Genomic DNA, 18,703 nt, shown 5'->3' with positions numbered 1-18,703 from the left:
GTGAGAATATCAGCGCATGCTGACTTCAGTCGACGCTGATGTGATCCGGGTGCTGGGTGATCCGCTCCGCCTGCGGATCGTGACCCTGCTGGCGCGCGAGACGCTCTGCACGACGCACCTGGTGGAGGAGACGGGAGCCAAGCAGACGAATCTGTCCAACCACATGAAGGTGCTGCGCGAGGCCGGGCTGGTGGAGACCGAGCCGTGCGGCCGGTTCACCTATTACAGGCTCAAGCCCGAGGTCCTGGCCGGCCTGTCCGAGCAGTTCGCCGAGCTGGCCGCCTCCGCCCGCACCGCTGACGAGAACAAGAGGGCCTGCCCGTGACCTCCACCGAGCCCACCACCGCCTCCGCCGAAGGCGCCGGCCCGGCCGGGGACGACTCAATCGTCAAGAAGCTCTCCACCCTGGACCGCTACCTCGCGGTGTGGATCCTGCTCGCCATGGCCGTCGGCCTGGGCCTCGGCCGGCTCGTCCCGGGGATGAACGACGCGCTGGCGAAGATCGAGATCGGCGGGATCTCCCTGCCGATCGCGCTCGGCCTGCTGGTCATGATGTACCCGGTCCTGGCCAAGGTCCGCTACGACCGGCTCGACCGCGTGACCGGCGACAAGAAACTGATGGCGTCCTCGCTGGTCGTCAACTGGATCGTCGGCCCGGCGGTGATGTTCGCGCTGGCGTGGATCTTCCTGCCGGACCTGCCCGAGTACCGCACCGGCCTGATCATCGTCGGGCTCGCCCGCTGCATCGCCATGGTCATCATCTGGAACGACCTGGCGTGCGGCGACCGCGAGGCCGCCGCCGTGCTCGTCGCGCTGAACTCGGTGTTCCAAGTCCTCGCGTTCGGCCTGCTGGGCTGGTTCTACCTGGATGTGCTGCCGCGTTGGATGAACCTCGGCGACGGCCAGGGCCTGGACGTGTCCGTCTGGCACATCGCGCTGAACGTCATCATCTTCCTCGGCGTCCCGCTGCTCGCCGGCTTCCTCACCCGCCGCATCGGCGAACAGAGGATGGGCCGCACCGACTACGAGGCGAAGTTCCTGCCCAGGATCGGCCCGTGGGCGCTGTACGGGCTGCTGTTCACGATCGTCATCCTCTTCGCCCTGCAGGGCAGGACCATCACCTCCCAGCCGCTGGACGTCGCCCGGATCGCGCTGCCGCTGCTGGTCTACTTCGCGATCATGTTCTTCGGCAGCTTCCTCCTCGGCAAGGGCCTGGGGCTCGCCTACGACCGCACGGCGACGCTGGCGTTCACCGCGGCGGGCAACAATTTCGAGCTGGCCATCGCGGTCGCCATCGCCACCTTCGGCGTCACCTCCGGCCAGGCCCTGTCCGGAGTCGTCGGCCCCCTCATCGAAGTGCCGGTCCTCATCGGGCTGGTGTACGTGGCGCTCGCCTGGCGCAGGAGCTTCGCCGCCGCCTCCGTGACCACGATTCCGTGACGCGGCACTCGGACGTGGTGGTGGTCGGCGGCGGCCAGGCAGGCTCGCTGCCGGTTATCACCTGCGCCGCCGAGGCCTGGACTTCGTCATCCTGGACGCCGCCGCGTCGCCGGGCGGGGCATGGCAGCACATGTGGGACTCTCTGCACCTCTTTTCCCCGCCCAACCATTCCTCCCTGCCAGGACGGCTCATGCCCGCCCCGAGAGGTGAGACGTACCCGGACGCCAGGCACGTGGTGGAATACCTCACCGATTACGAGAAGCGCTACGCCCTGCCCGTGCTGCACGGCACCCGCGTCAGTGCCGTACGCCGCGACGGTGAGACGCTGGTGGCCGAGGCGGACAACGGCGCCTGGCGGGCCCGGGCGGTCATCAGCGCGACCGGCACCTGGTCGCGCCCCTTCCTACCCGCCGTACCCGGGCGAGGAGTCTTCGCCGGCCGGCAGTTGCACACGGTGAACTACCGCTCGCCGGCCGACTTCGCCGGGCAGCGCGTCCTGGTGGTCGGCGGCGGGAACTCCGGCGCCCAGATCGCCGCCGACCTCGCCCTGGACGGCCACGTCGAGGTGACCTGGGTGACCCGGCGTTCGCCCCGGTTCCTGGCCGACGACATCGACGGCCGCGCCCTGTTCGACGTCGCCACCGCTCGCCGCCGCGCGCTGGAGGAAGGCCGCAGCGACACCCGGGGCATCGCCTCGCTCGGCGACATCGTCGCCGTCCCGCCCGTGCGCGCCGCCCGCGACGCCGGGCTCCTCGCCGGGAAGCCGATGTTCGCCCGGCTCACCGCCGACGGTGCCCTTTGGGCCGGCGGCCGCCACACCGGCGCGGACGCGGTGATCTGGTGCACCGGCTTCCGGCCCGCTCTGGGCCACCTCGCCCCGCTGAACCTGCGCGATGAGCGCGGACACATTCCCACCGACGGCACCCGCGCCCGGGCCGAGCCCCGGCTGCACCTGCTCGGTTACGGGGACTGGACGGGGCCGGCGTCGGCCACCCTGATCGGTGTGGGACGCCCGGCCCGAGACGCTGCCGGCGAGATCGCACAGCTCCTGCGCGGCTAGCCGCTGCTCTGCAACAGCCCCGTCGGGCCGGCGTCCGTCCGGCATGGACGCCGGCCCGACGTCGTCCACAGCGCGGTCCGCGGCCGGCCGCGGGCCCGCCGCCGAGTCTGCCGTGCAACCGGGGCGCCGGGGCCGCCGCCGGGGCGGCCGCCACCGTGAGGGTCAGCAATGCCGCGCTCAACGCTTGAACCGTTCTCATCAGTTGGTCCTCCAGACCGCGACCCGCCAGCGCGACAGCCAGCCCCAGACGAGACCGGCGAGAAAGCCGGCGAGGATCAGCACACCGAGCAGCCACCAGCCGCGGCCGAGGCCGTCGGGCCGGTCGGGCCGGTCGTCTCGACGCCCTTACCGCGCTGGATCTCGACGCTCTTGCCGCGCTGACGCGAGCGGTGTCGAGTCGGCGCTGGACGCGAGAGGTGTCGAGTCGGCGACGACACCGGCCGTGAGGCCGCGAGTGGCACGACGCCGACAAAGCCCCCGACGGCCCTCAGGCCGCGGCCGGCATGGCCAGCAGCTTGCCCATGGCCGCCAGCACCGCCGGCTCGACCCGGTAGTACACCCAGGTGCCACGCCGCTCGGACGTCAGCAGCCCGGCCTCCTTCAGCTTCTTCAAGTGGTGGGACACCGTGGGCTGGGAGACGCCGACGTCGGAAATGTCGCACACGCACGCCTCCCCGCCCTCGTGCGAGGCCACGGCGGAGAACAGTCGCAGACGCACCGGGTCGCCGAGCGCCTTGAACATCCGTGCGGCCGTCTCGGCCTCCTCGGCACTCATCGGGCGCTCGGTCAGCGGCGGGCAGCACGGCACGACGCCCTGACCTACGGTTTCGATCAGCGGCAACGCCTTCGCATTCGACATGCGTCTATGTTGACACACATCGAACCAGGACGGCCGACCGCGGTCCTCCCGATGCGAGCACGGCATGGCAGCCCGTCGGCGACGTCCACACCGGACCGTCCACCGCCGGCCAAGGAGGCACGTTCACCCTGCCGCCACTTCGATACATGTCTATGTTGACGCCCATCGATACAAGTGCCATGCTGGGCCGCACAAGCCATCGACAGATGTCGAAACACGCAAGGAGTCGCCGTGAACGCGCCTGCCGAACTGCCCGTCGTGGTGATCGGGGCCGGGCCCGTGGGTCTGGCCGCCGCCGCCCACCTGGTCGACCAGGGCATCGAGCCCCTGGTCCTGGAAGCCGGCCGGACCGCCGGCGCCGCGGTGGGCGAGTGGGCGCACGTGCGCCTGTTCTCCACCTGGGGCGAGGTCGTCGACCCGGCTGCCGAGAAGCTCCTCGCTCCCACCGGCTGGACACGCCCCGCCCCGGCCACCTACCCCTCCGGCGGCGACTGGGCGGGCCTCTACCTGCGCCCGCTGGCCGATGTCCTCGGCACCCGCCTCCGTCTCGGTGCGACGGTCACCGGCGTCTCGCGCAGCGGCCGGGACCGCATCGTGGACGCCGACCGCGAGCAGCAGCCGTTCATCGTGCACATCGCCTACGCCGACGGCCGGGAGGAGCGGGTCCTCGCCCGCGCCGTCATCGACGCCTCCGGCACCTGGGCCACGCCCGGCCCGGCCGGTGGCAGCGGGCTGCCCGCCCTCGGCGAGAAGGCCGCGGCCGACCGGATCACCTACCGGGTGCCGGACCTCGGCGACCCGGCCGTCCGGGCCCGGTACGCGGGCAAGCGCACCGCTGTCATCGGCTCCGGCGCCTCCGCCTTCACCGCCCTGGCCTACCTCGCCGACCTCGCCACGTCGGGGGACGGCGCCGGGACGAAGGGAGTGTGGATCCTGCGACGGGGCATCTCGGGCTCCACCTTCGGGGGCGGAGAAGCCGACCAGCTCCCGGCGCGCGGCGCTCTGGGTCTGGCGGCGAAGGCCGCCGTCGACGAGGGGCACGCGGATGTGGTCACCGGCTTCCGTACGGGCGTGATCGAGCGCGACACCGACGGCCGCCTGGTCCTGGTCGGCGAGGACGGCCGCCGCCTGGACGCGGTCGACGAGATGATCGTGCTGACCGGCTTCCGCCCCGACCTGTCCTTCCTCGACGAGCTGCGCCTGGGCCTCGACGAACGCCTCCAGGCGCCCGTCGCCCTGGCACCGCTGATCGACCCCAACCAGCACTCCTGCGGCACCGTCTACCCCCATGGCCACCGCGAGCTGTCCCACCCGGAACCCGGCCTCTATCTCGTGGGGATGAAGTCCTACGGCCGCGCACCCACCTTTCTCGCCCTGACCGGCTACGAGCAGGTCCGCTCCGTCGCCGCCGCGATCGCCGGCGACATGGACGCGGCCGACCGCGTGGAACTCGCCCTCCCGGAGACCGGAGTATGCGGCGGCGCCGGACTCTTCGACGCCCCCGACACCGAGCGGGCCGACAGCGGCGGCTGTTGCGCCCCGGCACCGCAGTCCCTCCGGCTTGTCGCCCCCGGCACGGTCGGGGTGCCTGACGAGGCGGCGCCGCCGCATGGCTGCTGCGGCTCCTGACCGACCCGGGCAACCCACTCGCGGGGCCGCGACCGGAGCAGGGGACCGGTCGCGGCCCCGCGCCGCCCCGCCCTCCCTCCGCGCCACAGAGCTCACGAACCGAAGCCTCGCCGGCCATGGGCCCTTATCGAGGATCGAGTGTGCCGTCGTCCGCCGCTCCCGCGGGGCGGGTGCGCGCACGGCGGATGAGAGCGTCGCCCCGCTCCGATCATACACCCCAGGACGCCCCCGCGCGAAGGGAACGGCCCACCGACTCCGTCAGTGGTGTGCGGGCGGGTTTCGGGGGTAGTCGAACGCCTTAGCCGGGTTGCTCAGGACGAGGGTGGCGGTATGGGGTCAGTGGTGCCCGAAAACGAGGATCAGCCGTTGGCCGGCAGTCCTCCCCGGTCCTCGATCGCCCTGGAGAGCGGGGAGCGGATCGGTGAAGCACGGGATGCGGCCCGCCGTTTCATGACCGAGGTGCAGACCGTTCACGGGATTCCTGTTTCGGAACGTGTGATGGGCCTGGCGGAGCTGGTGGTCAGCGAACTGGTGACCAACGCGCACAAGTACGCCCCCGGCCCGTGCCTGCTCGATGTGGAGGTCCGCGACGGCGCCGTGGAAATCAGCGTCTGGGACAGCGAACCCGCCCTGCCGGTGCCCCAGGAGGCCGATCCGCACCGGGTCGGCAAACACGGCTTGGAGATCGTGATGGCCGTGTGCCGCAGTTTCGAGATCCGTCGCGAACCGGTCGGCAAGCGCGTGAAGGCCGCCATCGTGCTGGCCGACGATCCCGGCGGGCATCCGGCGGGCCGGCTGATGTGAACGACCCGGTCGACCACGGCGGACCAGGGGCCACCGCCGCGGGCGGTGGCGCCTCACCCGTCCGACGGGTGAGGCGCCACCGTCGTCTCTAACCCTTCGGCAGGTCGGCCCACACGAGTGCGGCCATGACATCGGCCTCGTCCTGCGGCGTTCCCGCCTGCACCAGGATGATCCCGCGGGACTGGTCCGGGAACGTGACCTCCCGCATCTCCGTACCCAGCGGGCGCGTCGGCTCGTCCGACATGGCGACCTCCCTTCGATGGCTGCCGCCCACGCTATGGGGACGACAGGCAGAAGACGGGGATCTCCCACCGAACGGATCATCACGTCGTGTCATGGACGCCCCGCGCATGCGTCGGAGGTGGCGAAGGTGTGTCCCCGTTCGGCGGCATGACGGTTCGCCTGATGGACAACGGGTGCCCCCGGCGTGGGTGTCACGCCGACTCGGAGCCGCCGAGCATCGCGGAGGCCCGCTGGAGCGGATCGACGATCCTCGCGGGCGCGGCCTTGGGAAGGGTGCGACAGGTGAAGCCGAGTTGCGTCATGGCCCGCAGCACCTCGCCCGTGCTGAAGTCGCGGGGGTCCTGGCGAGTGATCACCTGGCCGACCTGTTTGGCGGGGTAGTGCCGCCGCCCGACGATGACGGAGTCGCCGACGACCGGCTCGGGCTTGACACCCTTCATCGTTTCCAGCACGCCCTTCTTGGTCAGGTCGAACGGAAAGCGGGCGATGACGCAGCGCATGATGCCTCACAGGGAGAAGGAGGGAAGGGAGAGGGGCGAGAGCCGGCCGCGGTTCAGGCGGTTCAGTGCGAGAGGGCGAGCACGCCCAGGGCGTTGCCGTGCTCGTCGACCACGGGCAGGGCCCCGATCCGCCGGTGGCGCATCGTGCGCTCGGCGTCGGCGATGGTGGTGAGCGGCGTGGCGAAGGACTCGTTGTCGCCGACGATGTCGCGCAAGGGGACCCGGCCGGTGTATCCCAGGCCGTCGCAGACGGCGGTCAGCCGGGCGTGGGTGACCATGCCCGTGCACTGGCCGTCCTCGTCACAGACGACGAGGTGGCCCGAGCGGGCGGCTGCCATGACGGACAGCGCCACCTCCACGGTCATGTCGTCCCAGACCTGCGGCCCGGCCGCCTCCATGGCGTCGGCCACCGTCCTGTGCTGAAGATCGGCGTTGATCGCGTGGTGCTGCGTTCGGGTCGGCGTCAAGAGGTGCCTCCTGGGGGCGTCGGCTTCCTGATCTGGACGGTTCTACGCTGCCGCGACGCCGGTGGACCGCTGTGCGGACGCACGCCGGGCTGCGGAGGCGGGGCTGCGCCGACCGCGGGTGGTGGCGCGACGCTTGGGGCGTTCGGCGACCGGTGCGGCGATGACGACGGGGACGCCGGAGGGCGTCCGGGAGCCGGTGATGCGGTGCAGGGCCTCATCGCCGGAGCTGACCTGGGTGATCTGCGGGACGATGCCGGCCGTGGCCATGAGACGGGCCATGGCGCGGCGCTGATGCGGAACGACCAGGGTGACGACACTGCCGGACTCACCGGCGCGGGCCGTGCGACCGCCGCGGTGGAGGTAGTCCTTGTGGTCGGTCGGGGGATCGACGTTGACGACGAGGTCGAGATGGTCGACGTGGATGCCGCGCGCGGCGACGTTCGTGGCGACCAGCACGTCGACGTGTCCGCTCTTGAACTGCGTCAGCGTGCGGGTGCGCTGCGGCTGCGACTTACCGCCGTGCAGGGCGGCGGCCCGCACCCCGCTGGCCAGAAGGTGTTCGGTGAGGCGGTCGACGGCGTGCTTGGTGTCGAGGAACATGAGCACCCGGCCGTCGCGTGCGGCGATCTCGGTGGTGGCCGCGTGCTTGTCGCCGCCGTGGACCTGGAGCACGTGGTGCTCCATCGTCGTGACCGCGCCGGCGGACGGATCGACGGAGTGTACGACCGGGTCGCTCAGGTAGCGGCGCACCAGCAGGTCGACGTTGCGGTCGAGCGTGGCGGAGAACAACATGCGCTGTCCTTCGGGGCGCACCTGGTCGAGCAGGGCGGTGACCTGCGGCATGAATCCCATGTCGGCCATCTGGTCCGCCTCGTCGAGCACGGTGACGCGGACCTGGTCCAGTCGGCAGTCACCGCGCTCGATGAGGTCCTTGAGACGTCCCGGGGTGGCGACGACGACCTCGACACCGCCGCGCAGCGCGCTCGCCTGGCGGCCGATCGACACGCCGCCCACGACCGTGGCCAGACGCAGCTTCAGCGCTCGGGCGTACGGCGTGAGCGCGTCGGTGACCTGCTGCGCCAGTTCACGCGTCGGCACGAGGATCAGTCCCAGCGGCTGACGGGGCTCGGCACGCTGCCGAGCCGTGCGGGCCAGCAGGGCCAGCCCGAAGGCGAGGGTCTTGCCGGAACCCGTACGCCCCCGGCCGAGGACGTCGCGTCCGGCGAGGGAGTTCGGAAGGGTCGCACCCTGGATCGGGAACGGCACGGTCACGCCCTGCCGGCCGAGCTCGGCCAGCAGTTCCGCGGGCATGTCGAGATCGGCGAAGCTCGCCGCGGCGGGCATCGCCGGGGTGATCGTCGCGGGGAGGGCGAACTCACCCTGCACCTGGGCGGGACGGCGGCCAGGGGCACCCGAGCGGGTCGAGTGGCGGCTCGGAGCTGCGACGACGAATCGTCCGCTGCTCTTCCCGGGGGCGGCGCTTTCGCCACGGGTAGGGGTGAAGCGGTCGTTCGTGCGTGTGCGGTTCATGCAGAACCTTCCTCGATGCGGCGCAGTCAAGGAATTTCCGCAGCGATGAGCACGGAGAAACGCAAAATGACCGAACTGCACAATCGAAACCGAGTGGACCCCGGTTACGGCGTGTCTCCGATTCCGGGGTGTCCGGCAAGGGAGCACTGCGGCAAAAAGCACGCAGCTGGGGCCCGCACCCCGAAGGATGCGGGCCCCAGCTGCACGTACGCGACAGTCAGCGTCAGGCGGGAACGATGTTCTCGGCCTGCGGACCCTTCTGGCCCTGCGTGATGTCGAAGTTCACCTTCTGGCCCTCCAGCAGCTCGCGGAAGCCCTGGGCGGCGATGTTCGAGTAGTGGGCGAACACGTCAGCGCCGCCACCCTCCTGCTCGATGAAGCCGAAGCCCTTTTCCGCGTTGAACCACTTCACGGTGCCAGTAGCCATGTCAATCTCCTTTGGGGCAGTGCATCGGTGCCCGCACTGTACGGACACCGTGTCGCCGCGATGATGACCCCGCCCGGAAAAAGACCGGAAAACAAATGCGCTTCCTGCAACCCGAAGGCCGGTCAGGAGCATGTGAAATTCGGGAACCACAACTGCAACTGACAACGACAGTAGCACGCTGAAACGGCCCGAGTACATGTAAAGATCTCCGCCGGATCAACACCGCAATAAAGCTGCCTGCCCGGTTCGTCAAATTCTGACCCGGCGGACACAGATATCGAAGCGTGTGGAGGGCTTCCACCGGGACGCATCGCCCGGCTGTGGCCCCTGCGCGGGACCCTCACCCTGCCTCGCCACCAAGGCTCCCCCGTCTCCCCGCAAACGGTGACGGAGGCGGTGACTCGGCTCTGCCGGGTACTCGGTCCGCCGCGAAGGCGGGCACGAGCGCCCGGCTTCGGGCGAGGTGAGGAGGTTGGCGATGCGCTTGCGAGACCACGTGGTGGTGGTGACCGGGGCGTCCAGCGGGATCGGACGGGCCACGGCGGTGGCTTTCGCACGCAAGGGCTGCGCCGTGGTGCTGGCCGCGCGACGCGAGGAGGCGCTGGAAGCCGTGGCCCACGAGTGCGCGAAGCATCGCGGGGCGCGGACCCTGGTCGTGCCGACCGACACGACGGACGTCAACGCGGTCGAGGACCTGGCGCGGCGTGCGGTTGAGGAGTTCGGCCGGATCGACGTCTGGGTCAACAACGCGGCCGTCAACGCTTTCGGCCGTTTCGAGGACGTGCCACTGGAGGACTTCCGCAAGGTCCTGGACGTCAACGTGATGGGCTACGTCCACGGGGCCCGAGCGGCTCTGCCGGTGATGCGCGAGCAGGGCACCGGCACCTTGATCAACATATCCAGCATCGTGGGTGCCGTGGCACAGCCGTACAGCCACCCGTACGGCATGTCCAAGCATGCCGTACGCAGCCTCGGCTCAAGCCTTCGACAGCAGCTCCGGGTGGAGGGGGTGAAGGGCATTCACGTCTGCACGGTACTGCCCGCCACCATCGACACCCCGCACTTCGAGCAAGCGGCCAACTACACCGGCCGCAAGGTGGTGGCCATGCCGCCCGTCTACGCTCCCGAGCGAGTCGCCCGGGCCGTGGTGCGTCTCGTCCGCCGGCCGCATCGCGAGGTGGTGGTCGGACCCGCCGGCCGGGCGCTGGTGCGCCAGTCGCGGATGGCTCCGGGACTCGCGGAGCGGGCCATGGCGCGGCAGACGGACCGGACCCATCTGTCCCACGACGAGCAGGCTCCGGCCACGCACGGCACGCTGCACGTCCCGGCCCCGGGGGAAGGGGCGGTGCACGGAGGCTGGGGCGGCCGACGGCGCACCGCGATCCGCAGGACCGCCGTCGCGGCCGCGCTGGCGGGAGCGGCCGTGGCCGCCGGGCGGCGGATGAGTCGCCCGGCCGGCGCTTGACGGGTCCGGTCCCGGGACCATCAGGGCCCTGATGGTCCCGGACCCGCGCGGCACGGCTGAGCAGGAGCGGGCGGCTCCGGCAGTCGACGGGAGCCGCGCGGGCGCGGCTGCCGCGGACGCGCCCGACGCGGCCACGTGCCGGGGGGCAGGGGCGGATCGGGGCCCGAGCCGGAGGGCCGCCCGACCCGGTGCCCGCGCTCTGCGGCCGTGCGCCTGCCCCGTCTCAAGCGGGGCTGATGACGGGCAAGCGCAAGAGGGACGAGGCGGAACCGACCGACAACCTGCGCGCCCCCTCGCTCAGCCGGACTCACCCTTGAGGCGGTGCCGAGGGCTACCCGCCAGACACCCGGGGCAACACCTACGCCGATCGCCGTTTGTACCGACGCTGCGGGGCAGCGAAAGGCCGTGGTGCGCTGAGCCGCCTCGCGCCAACGCAACCCCCCGGCCCGGGCCGTAGGAGCCGGGCCGGTCGGCTCGGGCTCCCGCCCCGGCCGACCGGGCCAGGGCGGGTTCGTCCTCACGATGCCGCCCGCACAGCCCCGTGCGCAGGCACCGGCACCCGGACGGCGTCCATGACGAAGCCGCTGCGGACACGGGCCGGCATGCGGTTCAGCGGGATGCGCAGGTCCTGTTCGGGCACGTCGTACTCCAGGCGGGCCAGCCGTGGCCCGAGGGCCCGCAGCAGCGCGATCGTGACGTCCTCACCGGGACAGCGGTGACCGGCGTCCCGGTCGCCGCCTCCCTGCGGGATCAGTTCATCGCCCTCGGGCGGCCGCGCCAGGAAGCGCTGCGGTTCGAAGGCGTACGGATCGTTCCAGAGGGCGGGGTCGTGGTTCTGCCCGTAGAGGTCGAGCAGAACCAGCGTGCCGGACGGGATCGGTTCGCCCTTCCACTCGAGGTCGGTGACGGCCCGGCCGCCGACGAAGGGCGCGAAGGGGTAGAAGCGCCGCAGTTCGTGGGCGAATGCCACGGCGAAGGCGGGGTCGTCGCCCAGCAGGCGTTCCCGAAGGTCCGGCCTGCGGCGCAGCGCGTGAGCGGCGTAGGTGACGAACCAGCACACGGCGACGGTCGGGCGGATGACGTTGAGCAGTTCGACCGCGGCCGTGTGCGGGTCGAGGGGCCTGCCGTCGGCGTCCCGATGCCGGACGATCCCTTCCAGTACCGACCCGGCCGGCGCCGCGACGGCACCCGCCCGTACGTCCTCGACCAGACGCCCCAGCCAGGCCTCGCAGCGGGCCCGGGCCCGGCGGGCCCGCCAGTGGCGCGGCCCCGGCGTGGCGAAACCGTCGACCATGGCGACCAGGTCCCGGGCCAGTGGGCCGGGATCCTCGACGACGAGTCCGGCCCACTGGCACACGCCCTTGGTGAGCACGCGGCTCGTCTCGTCGAACAGCACGACCCGACGGCCGGACCACGACTCCACCGCCTCGTCCCACTCCGCTGCCACGCGGTCCACCAGACCGGCGACCGCCTCCGCCCCGGTCAGGAGGGACAGGAACATCTCCTTGCGCACGCGGTGGTCCCGTCCGTCCAGGGTGTGCACGGCTCCGTGCCCGAACAGCGTGCTCAGCACCGGCCCGGGCAGCGCTGTCCAGCGCTCCACATGCCGCTCGTCGTAGAAGAACCGCACCGCCTCAGGGCCGTGCAGGACGACGGCGTGCTGTCCCATGAGCCGGGTGCGCACGAGTGGGGCGTCGGTGCGGCGCCTCCGGTCGGGCAGCCACGCATATCCCTTGGCCAGGAGCGCGAGTGAGCTGTCAGCGATCGGTGGACGACTCTGATTCATGGCGCGGCGAGTGCCCGCCGGCACCGGCCGGAAACGCGGGCACCACCGGGGCCAGCGTGTGTCATGGCGACGGCCTGCGGTGACCGGGGCGGTTCCGGACAGTGCAACGCGTTACTGCGCAACGCGTTCCCGATCCGCCCGGCCGAAACCCTCCGCACCTCGCGGTGCGAGGCCACGCATGGGGGCCGGAAGCGGGGTACCCGCCGCGCACCGGGCGCTCACGGTGACGCGCCCCTGTGCCGGAAGACCGTCCAGATGACCCCACGCACCCAGTCGCGGGAGGCGCCCGCACCCCTGTCCCGCAGGGGGCCCTGCCGGACGGCGCGGAGTCCCCGACGGCAGGTGAACCGGGCCCGCCCGGCCTCGGCATGACGGCCGCCGGAGCGCTGCCCACCCGGCGCCCGGCCACCTCTTGGAGGACAGGACCGACGATGACTCACCGGAAAACACTGTGGACGGCCGCCGCGGGACTCACCGCCGGCGCCGTCATCGCCTGGCAGCGCTCGGCGGCACGCGGCCACGGCCCCGTCACCGACGAGCGCTGGCTGACGGTGACGGTCAACATCGCCCCCGGCGAGATACAGCCCGGGAAACTACCCTCCCCTCTGCAGGAGTACGGCGACCGCATCGAGACACGGATCACGCCCGCCCCCGGCGACCGCGGCACGGAACTCGCGGTCCGGCTGAAGGAACCGCAGCCGGCGATCACACACTCCGTGCCCGCACGGCTCGCCGGCCAGGACCCGCGCCAGGACCTGCGCCGGGCCCTGCGTGACGCCAAAGCGCTGCTGGAGGTGGGCGAGGTCCTCGAACCGGATGCACCGCCCACCACTCACGACTCCCCCGGCGGCAAACTCGTCGGGCTGCTCAGCCGGCGCGCCGGAGGGGAGGGAGTGCTGTGAAGGCCCTGTGCTGGGAAGGCGTCAACAAGCTCTCCGTCGAGCAGGTGCCCGATCCGGCCCTGCGCAACGACCACGATGTGATCGTCCGGCTCGTCGCCGGCACCACCTGCGGTTCCGACCTGCACCTCATCGGCGGCTACATCCCGTTCATGCGGTCCGGTGACGTCATCGGTCACGAGTTCATCGGTGAGGTCGTCGAAGTCGGTCCGGCGGTACGCAAGCACAAGGTGGGCGACCGGGTGGTGGTCTGCTCGTTCATCGGCTGCGGCCGCTGCTGGTACTGCACCCACGACCTGTGGTCCCTGTGCGACAACACGAACACCAACCCGGGCATCGGGCAGGCTCTCTTCGGTGCCGACACCGGCGGCATCTTCGGCTACTCGCACGCCATGGGCGGGCTGCGCGGCAGTCACGCCGAGTACGTGCGCGTCCCCTTCGCCGACCACGGTGCCTTCTCCGTCCCGGAGGGCGTCGACGACACCAGCGCCCTGTTCGTGTCCGACTCGGTGCCGACCGGCTGGATGGGTGCCGACCTGGGGGGCGTCAAGCCCGGTGACGTCGTCGCCGTGTGGGGCTGCGGAGCCGTCGGGCAGATGGCGGCCCGCGCCGCGATCCTGCTGGGCGCGGAACGGGTGATCTCCATCGACCGCATCCCCGAGCGGCTGGAGATGACCGAACGCCACATCGGCAGTGAGGTCATCGACTACACCGCCACCGACGTCGGTGCGGAACTCCGCGAACGCACCGGCGGCCGCGGTCCTGACGTGTGCATCGAGGCCGTCGGCATGGAAGCGCACAGCGACAGCCCCGTACACCTCTACGACCAGGTGAAACAGCAACTGCGGCTGCAGACGGACCGTCCCACCGCCGTACGCCAGGCCATCCACGCCTGCCGCAAGGCCGGGACCGTCTTTATCCTCGGCGTCTTCGCCGGGGCCGTCGACAAGTTCCCCCTCGGCGCGGTGATCAACAAGGGCCTGACGATCCGGGGCGCCCAGCAGCACGGCCAGCGCTACATCCCGATGCTGCTGGACCGACTGGCCTCCGGGGAACTGAGCACCTCCCATCTGGCGACCCACACGGTTTCCCTGGAGGAGGCGCCACGGGCCTACGAGATGTTCAAGGAGAAGAGCGACGGCTGCGTCCGCGCGGTCATCCGGCCGGACGGCTGACCTGGGGCGGAGTTCGGGCAGAGCGTGCCGATCACCGCGTCGGCCGCGGGCTTCCGCTCCCTGCGGTGGGCGCTTCGGCCACCGCCGTCGGCAGTACCCACGCCGAAGGGCCGCCAGGACACACCTGGCGGCCCTTCGATCGGTGGAGGCCGCAGCAGAGCGGCTGAGGACGGCTAGCCGGGCTCAGCACCGACCCGACCGGCTCCATGCCCTGTCATCAAGGGTGCTCCGGCCGCTGGTCCGGCGGCACGCCTCCGCCTTCGCCACCACCCTTGTCGCCCTTGTCCTGACCATGGGCCTGGCCGCCTTCGGTCCGGTCCTGCCCGGCCTTGATGTCCGCGCTCTCCTGCGGTGTCGCGCCGCCCTTGCCGCTGCGTCGTTGTTCCGGCTGCTGTGGATTCGACATCTGCGGTCACCCCGCTCTCGTCTCGGGTCTGTCGCAGCGACGGGTTCCCTCGCGGCCGGAACCCACGCGCCCTTCTGTTCCCAGCCCGCCTCACGCCCCTCGTACAGTTGAGTGACGGGAATCCCTTCATCCCTCGCCCCGATCCGTACGGAAGAGCACTCATGCACCACCCGTCCGGCAGCCCGGACGACGACTCCGGCGCACTGTTCGGGCTCGACGCCCTCTCCCCTGGACCCGCGGTGACCGGCCGGCGGCCGTCCTTCCGCACCTCCGACACGGCCCGCCGCTTGCTGCCCGTGCGTGAGATCTACGCCGAGCCCGCCGCTGCCGCGTCCCCGCGGGGGAGGCAGGTGAGGGCCCGGTTCCCCGACGCGCGGGTGACGACAGTGGAGTCCCACTGGCGCGTCCCCGGGCTGCACGGCAACGAGGGGAACATCGAGCGCTGGGTGCGCGTCAAGGGGGAGACGCTGGTCCTGGGTGAGAAGAAGACCCTCACCACACGCCCCAACGGCCGGTCGGCGGACTGGATCGCTCCCGGCACCTCCAACGGCTGCGCCATGGCCTGCGCCTACTGCTATGTGCCCCGGCGCAAGAGGTACGCCAACCCCATCACCGTCTTCACCAACATCGACCGGATCATCGCCCAGCTCGCCCGGCACGTGGCGCGGCAGGGCCACAAGCCCGAGCCGAACCAGTGCGACGCGAAGGCGTGGGTGTACGACATCGGGGAGAACGGCGACTGCTCGGTGGACGCGCTGATCTGCGACAACACCGCGGACTTGGTGCACGCGTTCCGGCAGTGGCCCACGGCCAAGGCGTCCTTCGCCACCAAGTTCGTCAATCCCGACCTGCTGGCCCTCGACCCGCGGGGCCGCACCCGCATCCGCTTCTCGCTGATGCCGCCGGACGACGCCCGGCTGCTCGACGTGCGCACCTCGCCGGTCGCGGAGCGTATCGGTGCCGCGGCGGACTTCCTGGACGCGGGGTACGAGGTTCACTTCAACCTCTCCCCCGTGGTCGTCCGCCCCGGCTGGCAAGAGGCCTGGGCCGAGCTGCTCGTCCACCTCGACGACGTCCTGCCCGAGCGGGTGAAGCGGCAGGCCGCCGCCGAGGTGATCATGCTCACCCACAACCGGGAGCTGCACGAGGTCAACCTCGGCTGGCATCCCCGCGCCGAGGAGGTCCTGTGGCGGCCGGAACTCCAGCAGGCCAAGCGCTCCGAGAACGGAGCCCTGAACCTCCGCTACCGCGACACGGTCAAGGGCGAGGCGGTGCGGACCCTGCGCACCCTGATCGACCGCCACGCGCCGTGGCTGCGCGTGCGGTATGCCTTCTGAGCGCCGGGAGCGGGCCCCAGCATCGGTGAGAGATTCAAGGGCCTGCCCGACGAGAGCGGTCGCGAGGCCGGACAGGGCGAGCTCGCCGAGCGCGTGAGCTCGGTCCCGGCCGATGCTGAGCAAGCTCCTGTCCTGCGAGCCTTCCGGGACCCTCATGCCGTGATGCTCCTCGCCGGCCCGGGCGCCCGTATCCGTACCGGGGGTGCCGTCCTCGTCCCGCCTCCCGCGGCTGTCCCTGCCGGCCCTGCTCGGCGCCTCCTGCCTCGGCGGGCTGCTCCTTCGCCCTGACCGCGGGCGCCGTTGCCGCCAGCTCCGGCGGCAACGGTGAAGACGCCCCTGCAACGGCAGCTCGATGAGTGCGTCGCCACGCCCGGAGGGCCACCGGGGGTGATCGTCGCGGACGAACCACTGCGTTTCCGCCCCGGGTCGCAGGACAGGTACTCCGGCACCGTCGCCGTAGCGTTGACGGCGGAGGCCGCGGCCCAGTGGCCGTACGGGGAACGCCTGCGCCGGATCGTCTGGCGGCGGCTCGGCCTGCGCGACACGAGCCTCCCCCTGGGCTACGAGATCCCGGAACCGTACATGCGCGCTTACGCTGTCGAGCCGCCCGTGCCGCCGGAGGACGTCAGTGAGGCGCCCGGCGCGTCCGGCGTGTGGGCCTCGGGCGGGATCGTCTCCACTCCGCGGGACATGACGCGCTTCGTCAACGGTCATCCGCGGTTACGCCACCGAACAGCTGACGTCGCGGGCGGTTCTGCGCGGGCAGCGTCGCTGGAGCGAGGGCGCCGGGCGTCGACGGTGCCTGCCGTGGCGCGTCGCGGACCGGGCCCTCCGCGCCGCCGCGCGGGGGCCCGGGAGTGCGCCGCCTCCCCGTATCCCTCGCGTCGGCAGGCACTCGAACGGGACGTCGTCCCGAACCCTCACCCACCGTTCGAGGCCGCCCCGTACGCCGGATGCACCCATGGGGCAGCCGGTGTCCGGGGCGCGGAGACGGCATCGCCCGAATGCGGGTGATGCGAGCAGCCGCCGGCAGGGCATTCAGTCCTGCATGAGCGATCACCACGAGAGACCCGACGCAGCCCACCGCCGCCCGCCCGGCATGACCGACACCACCGTGCGAGCCCTGGGTGCCCTGTCCAAGGCCCTGGAGACGACCGAGCGCGCGCGAGGCCACCTCTACGCCTTTCACCAACTCACAGGCGGGGCCGACTTCGAGCTGGACCGCGCGGTGGACCTTCTGCACGCGGCCGGACACCCCGGATGGGCGGAACGGGTCCGGCACGACATCCTGGGCCGCAATGTCATTCCCGGGCACTGGACGTTCCAGATCATCGAGGCCTACAACGACACCTACTACGAGCCGTTCAAGGCCACGGAAAGGGAAGCACGTCAGGAACTGGCCGACGGGAAGGACCACCTGTACGAGGCCGAGCTGAAGGAAGAGCGGCGCACCGGTGGACACCCCGACCACACGGCCCGGCCCGGTACGTCCCCGTAAGGCCACGCCGCCGGATGGCCCATATCACTGGCTAACGCCCTCAACGGACATAATCTGCCCGGTATGAACAAATGCCATATCGCATACCTGTCGTGCGCGGCTGCGCTGCTCGGGACGGGCCTCGGTGCCGTTCCGTCGACCGCCGCCCACACGCTCCACCTGGTGAGACCCGGGGAATCGATCCAGAAGGCGGTGGACGCCGCCCGGCCGGGGGACACCGTGCTGCTGGCGTACGGCACCCACCGCGGAAGCGTCACCGTGACCACGCCCGGACTCACCCTGCGCGGCATGGGCCACGGCACGGTGCTCCAGCCCGAGGCGGGCACAAGCGCCGCCCGCAGCGGATCGGACGCCCGGGAGGCCGCCGACAGCTGCGCCGCGGCCGGGAACGGCATCTGCGTCACGGGCACGAAGGACCACACCGTCGACGGCGTCACCATCGCTTCCCTGACGGTGACCGGCTTCCGCAAGACCGGCGTGCAGGCCCATGCGGCTGACAGGCTGACCGTGCGGAACGTCACCGCGGTCAAGAACGGGGTGTGGGGCATCGCCTCGGAGCGCTCGGCCCGTGGTGTGTTCCGCGGCAACACCGCCCAGGACAACGGCGACGCCGGCCTCTTCCTCGCCAACACGGTGACGGAAGAGGAGGGCGCCACGGACACCCGGGGCACGGTGGTGGAGCGCAACCGGCTGGAGGGCAACCGGATCGGCGTCACCGTCCGCCGGCTGCGCAACCTGACCGTCGCGGACAACCACCTCACCGGCAACTGCGCGGGGGTCTTCGTCGTCGGCGACGAGAACAAGCCGAAGGCCGGCCTCGTGACCGTGCGCGAGAACCGCATCGAGCGCAACAACAAGTCCTGCCCGAAGACCGCCCGGCTGGACGCCCTGCAGGGATCGGGCATCGTCCTGACGGGCACCGAGGACAACCTGATCACCCACAACATGATCCGCGACAACGTCGGCACGTCCCCGCTGTCGGGCGGCGTCGTCGTGTTCAAGAGCTTCGTCGGCACGACCAGCGAGCGGAATTGGATCAGCGACAACCTGCTGCTGGGCAACTCCCCGGCGGACCTGGTCAACACCGACCCCGGCAAGGACAACACGTTCCAAGGGAACTCCTGCCTGTCGTCCAAGCCCGCCGGCCTGTGCTGAACACCCACCGCCGAGCTTCGCGA

19 protein-coding genes and 1 pseudogene are annotated in these 18,703 nt (G+C 71.4%); 12 read left to right on the top strand and 8 right to left on the bottom strand.

Annotation, left to right across the window (positions count from 1 at the left end; genetic code table 11):
* Positions 1-16 precede the first annotated feature (16 nt).
* The 3 genes and pseudogenes from ACIQHQ_RS29415 to ACIQHQ_RS29405 all read left to right on the top strand — a co-directional run bounded on the left by ACIQHQ_RS29415 (position 17) and on the right by ACIQHQ_RS29405 (position 2,500).
* Positions 17-325, top strand: coding sequence for an ArsR/SmtB family transcription factor (locus ACIQHQ_RS29415; RefSeq protein WP_402617345.1), 309 nt, complete (start codon positions 17-19; stop codon positions 323-325).
* Positions 322-1,440 carry an ACR3 family arsenite efflux transporter gene (gene arsB / locus ACIQHQ_RS29410; RefSeq protein WP_402617342.1) on the top strand — a complete coding sequence of 373 codons (1,119 nt, stop codon included), beginning with the start codon at positions 322-324 and terminating at the stop codon, positions 1,438-1,440. The genes ACIQHQ_RS29415 and arsB overlap by 4 nt, the downstream gene beginning before the upstream one ends.
* A pseudogene (locus ACIQHQ_RS29405) lies at positions 1,437-2,500 on the top strand (ArsO family NAD(P)H-dependent flavin-containing monooxygenase). Before arsB ends, ACIQHQ_RS29405 begins: the two are co-directional and overlap by 4 nt.
* Positions 2,501-2,987: 487 nt before the next feature.
* On the opposite strand, the gene ACIQHQ_RS29400 reads toward ACIQHQ_RS29405, so the two are convergent.
* Entirely contained in the window at positions 2,988-3,359 is a 372-nt protein-coding gene (locus ACIQHQ_RS29400) for an ArsR/SmtB family transcription factor (protein WP_402617339.1), read from the bottom strand.
* 231 nt (positions 3,360-3,590) lie between these two features.
* Here ACIQHQ_RS29400 and ACIQHQ_RS29395 point away from each other — a divergent pair, with 231 nt between their 5' ends.
* Together ACIQHQ_RS29395 and ACIQHQ_RS29390 are read left to right on the top strand one after the other, a co-directional pair.
* The gene (locus ACIQHQ_RS29395; RefSeq protein WP_402617337.1) at positions 3,591-4,988 is read left to right on the top strand and encodes an NAD(P)-binding domain-containing protein; all 1,398 of its coding nucleotides are present in this window, start codon (positions 3,591-3,593) and stop codon (positions 4,986-4,988) included.
* A gap of 342 nt (positions 4,989-5,330) precedes the next feature.
* Positions 5,331-5,792 (top strand): ATP-binding protein, encoded by a 462-nt coding sequence (locus tag ACIQHQ_RS29390; RefSeq protein ID WP_402617334.1) that lies wholly within the window; start codon positions 5,331-5,333, stop codon positions 5,790-5,792.
* 88 nt (positions 5,793-5,880) lie between these two features.
* Here the strand turns inward: ACIQHQ_RS29390 and ACIQHQ_RS29385 are convergent, their stop codons facing one another.
* The 5 genes from ACIQHQ_RS29385 to ACIQHQ_RS29365 form a co-directional block, all read right to left on the bottom strand.
* Complete coding sequence (locus ACIQHQ_RS29385; RefSeq protein WP_402617331.1) at positions 5,881-6,036, bottom strand: hypothetical protein; 156 nt, start codon at positions 6,034-6,036, stop codon at positions 5,881-5,883.
* A 190-nt stretch (positions 6,037-6,226) separates the two neighbouring features.
* A complete protein-coding gene (locus tag ACIQHQ_RS29380; RefSeq protein WP_402617328.1) occupies positions 6,227-6,535 on the bottom strand; it encodes an SCO5918 family protein in 309 nt (102 codons plus the stop codon).
* Positions 6,536-6,597: 62 nt separating this feature from the next.
* Positions 6,598-7,002, bottom strand: coding sequence for a CBS domain-containing protein (locus tag ACIQHQ_RS29375; protein WP_402617326.1), 405 nt, complete (start codon positions 7,000-7,002; stop codon positions 6,598-6,600).
* A 42-nt stretch (positions 7,003-7,044) separates the two neighbouring features.
* A complete protein-coding gene (locus ACIQHQ_RS29370; RefSeq protein ID WP_402617324.1) occupies positions 7,045-8,532 on the bottom strand; it encodes a DEAD/DEAH box helicase in 1,488 nt (495 codons plus the stop codon).
* Positions 8,533-8,755: 223 nt separating this feature from the next.
* Positions 8,756-8,959: a cold-shock protein gene (locus ACIQHQ_RS29365; RefSeq protein WP_283974026.1), complete on the bottom strand. Its 204-nt coding sequence runs from the start codon at positions 8,957-8,959 to the stop codon at positions 8,756-8,758.
* A 478-nt stretch (positions 8,960-9,437) separates the two neighbouring features.
* On the opposite strand from ACIQHQ_RS29365, the gene ACIQHQ_RS29360 reads away from it, so the two are divergent.
* Positions 9,438-10,424 (top strand): SDR family oxidoreductase, encoded by a 987-nt coding sequence (locus ACIQHQ_RS29360; RefSeq protein WP_402617321.1) that lies wholly within the window; start codon positions 9,438-9,440, stop codon positions 10,422-10,424.
* 517 nt (positions 10,425-10,941) lie between these two features.
* Here ACIQHQ_RS29360 and ACIQHQ_RS29355 read toward each other — a convergent pair.
* Positions 10,942-12,210, bottom strand: coding sequence for a cytochrome P450 (locus ACIQHQ_RS29355; protein ID WP_402617319.1), 1,269 nt, complete (start codon positions 12,208-12,210; stop codon positions 10,942-10,944).
* Positions 12,211-12,641: 431 nt separating this feature from the next.
* Here ACIQHQ_RS29355 and ACIQHQ_RS29350 point away from each other — a divergent pair, with 431 nt between their 5' ends.
* Complete coding sequence (locus ACIQHQ_RS29350) at positions 12,642-13,112, top strand: hypothetical protein (RefSeq protein WP_402617316.1); 471 nt, start codon at positions 12,642-12,644, stop codon at positions 13,110-13,112.
* Positions 13,109-14,284 (top strand): zinc-dependent alcohol dehydrogenase, encoded by a 1,176-nt coding sequence (locus ACIQHQ_RS29345; protein ID WP_402617313.1) that lies wholly within the window; start codon positions 13,109-13,111, stop codon positions 14,282-14,284. The genes ACIQHQ_RS29350 and ACIQHQ_RS29345 overlap by 4 nt, the downstream gene beginning before the upstream one ends.
* Before the next feature lie 217 nt (positions 14,285-14,501).
* Here the strand turns inward: ACIQHQ_RS29345 and ACIQHQ_RS29340 are convergent, their stop codons facing one another.
* Complete coding sequence (locus ACIQHQ_RS29340; RefSeq protein WP_402617311.1) at positions 14,502-14,690, bottom strand: hypothetical protein; 189 nt, start codon at positions 14,688-14,690, stop codon at positions 14,502-14,504.
* Between the two features lie 161 nt (positions 14,691-14,851).
* Between ACIQHQ_RS29340 and ACIQHQ_RS29335 the strand changes: the two genes are divergently transcribed.
* From ACIQHQ_RS29335 to ACIQHQ_RS29320, 4 genes are all read left to right on the top strand, one after another.
* Complete coding sequence (locus ACIQHQ_RS29335; protein ID WP_402617308.1) at positions 14,852-16,027, top strand: spore photoproduct lyase family protein; 1,176 nt, start codon at positions 14,852-14,854, stop codon at positions 16,025-16,027.
* A 324-nt stretch (positions 16,028-16,351) separates the two neighbouring features.
* Entirely contained in the window at positions 16,352-17,041 is a 690-nt protein-coding gene (locus tag ACIQHQ_RS29330; RefSeq protein ID WP_402617305.1) for a serine hydrolase, read from the top strand.
* A gap of 34 nt (positions 17,042-17,075) precedes the next feature.
* Positions 17,076-17,525: a hypothetical protein gene (locus ACIQHQ_RS29325; RefSeq protein WP_402617302.1), complete on the top strand. Its 450-nt coding sequence runs from the start codon at positions 17,076-17,078 to the stop codon at positions 17,523-17,525.
* Positions 17,526-17,588: 63 nt separating this feature from the next.
* Positions 17,589-18,680, top strand: a complete 1,092-nt coding sequence (locus ACIQHQ_RS29320) for a nitrous oxide reductase family maturation protein NosD (protein WP_402617299.1) — start codon at positions 17,589-17,591, stop codon at positions 18,678-18,680.
* The last annotated feature ends 23 nt before the right edge of the window (positions 18,681-18,703 follow it).

The organism is Streptomyces sp. NPDC092370 (genome assembly GCF_044755265.1).
Taxonomy (GTDB): domain Bacteria; phylum Actinomycetota; class Actinomycetes; order Streptomycetales; family Streptomycetaceae; genus Streptomyces.
The sequence above is the reverse complement of the archived record's forward strand: the minus strand, read 5'-3'. Positions and strand labels throughout refer to the sequence as shown.

Bases quoted from the DNA above. Each gene is read 5' to 3' on its own strand.
- ACIQHQ_RS29415 (WP_402617345.1), top strand. From the start codon at position 17: ATGCTGACTTCAGTCGACGCTGATGTGATCCGGGTGCTGGGTGATCCG.
- ACIQHQ_RS29400 (WP_402617339.1), bottom strand. From the start codon at position 3,359: ATGTCGAATGCGAAGGCGTTGCCGCTGATCGAAACCGTAGGTCAGGGC.
- ACIQHQ_RS29385 (WP_402617331.1), bottom strand. From the start codon at position 6,036: ATGTCGGACGAGCCGACGCGCCCGCTGGGTACGGAGATGCGGGAGGTC.
- ACIQHQ_RS29380 (WP_402617328.1), bottom strand. From the start codon at position 6,535: ATGCGCTGCGTCATCGCCCGCTTTCCGTTCGACCTGACCAAGAAGGGC.
- ACIQHQ_RS29370 (WP_402617324.1), bottom strand. From the start codon at position 8,532: ATGAACCGCACACGCACGAACGACCGCTTCACCCCTACCCGTGGCGAA.
- ACIQHQ_RS29365 (WP_283974026.1), bottom strand. From the start codon at position 8,959: ATGGCTACTGGCACCGTGAAGTGGTTCAACGCGGAAAAGGGCTTCGGC.
- ACIQHQ_RS29360 (WP_402617321.1), top strand. From the start codon at position 9,438: ATGCGCTTGCGAGACCACGTGGTGGTGGTGACCGGGGCGTCCAGCGGG.
- ACIQHQ_RS29355 (WP_402617319.1), bottom strand. From the start codon at position 12,210: ATGAATCAGAGTCGTCCACCGATCGCTGACAGCTCACTCGCGCTCCTG.
- ACIQHQ_RS29350 (WP_402617316.1), top strand. From the start codon at position 12,642: ATGACTCACCGGAAAACACTGTGGACGGCCGCCGCGGGACTCACCGCC.
- ACIQHQ_RS29340 (WP_402617311.1), bottom strand. From the start codon at position 14,690: ATGTCGAATCCACAGCAGCCGGAACAACGACGCAGCGGCAAGGGCGGC.
- ACIQHQ_RS29335 (WP_402617308.1), top strand. From the start codon at position 14,852: ATGCACCACCCGTCCGGCAGCCCGGACGACGACTCCGGCGCACTGTTC.
- ACIQHQ_RS29325 (WP_402617302.1), top strand. From the start codon at position 17,076: ATGAGCGATCACCACGAGAGACCCGACGCAGCCCACCGCCGCCCGCCC.
- ACIQHQ_RS29320 (WP_402617299.1), top strand. From the start codon at position 17,589: ATGAACAAATGCCATATCGCATACCTGTCGTGCGCGGCTGCGCTGCTC.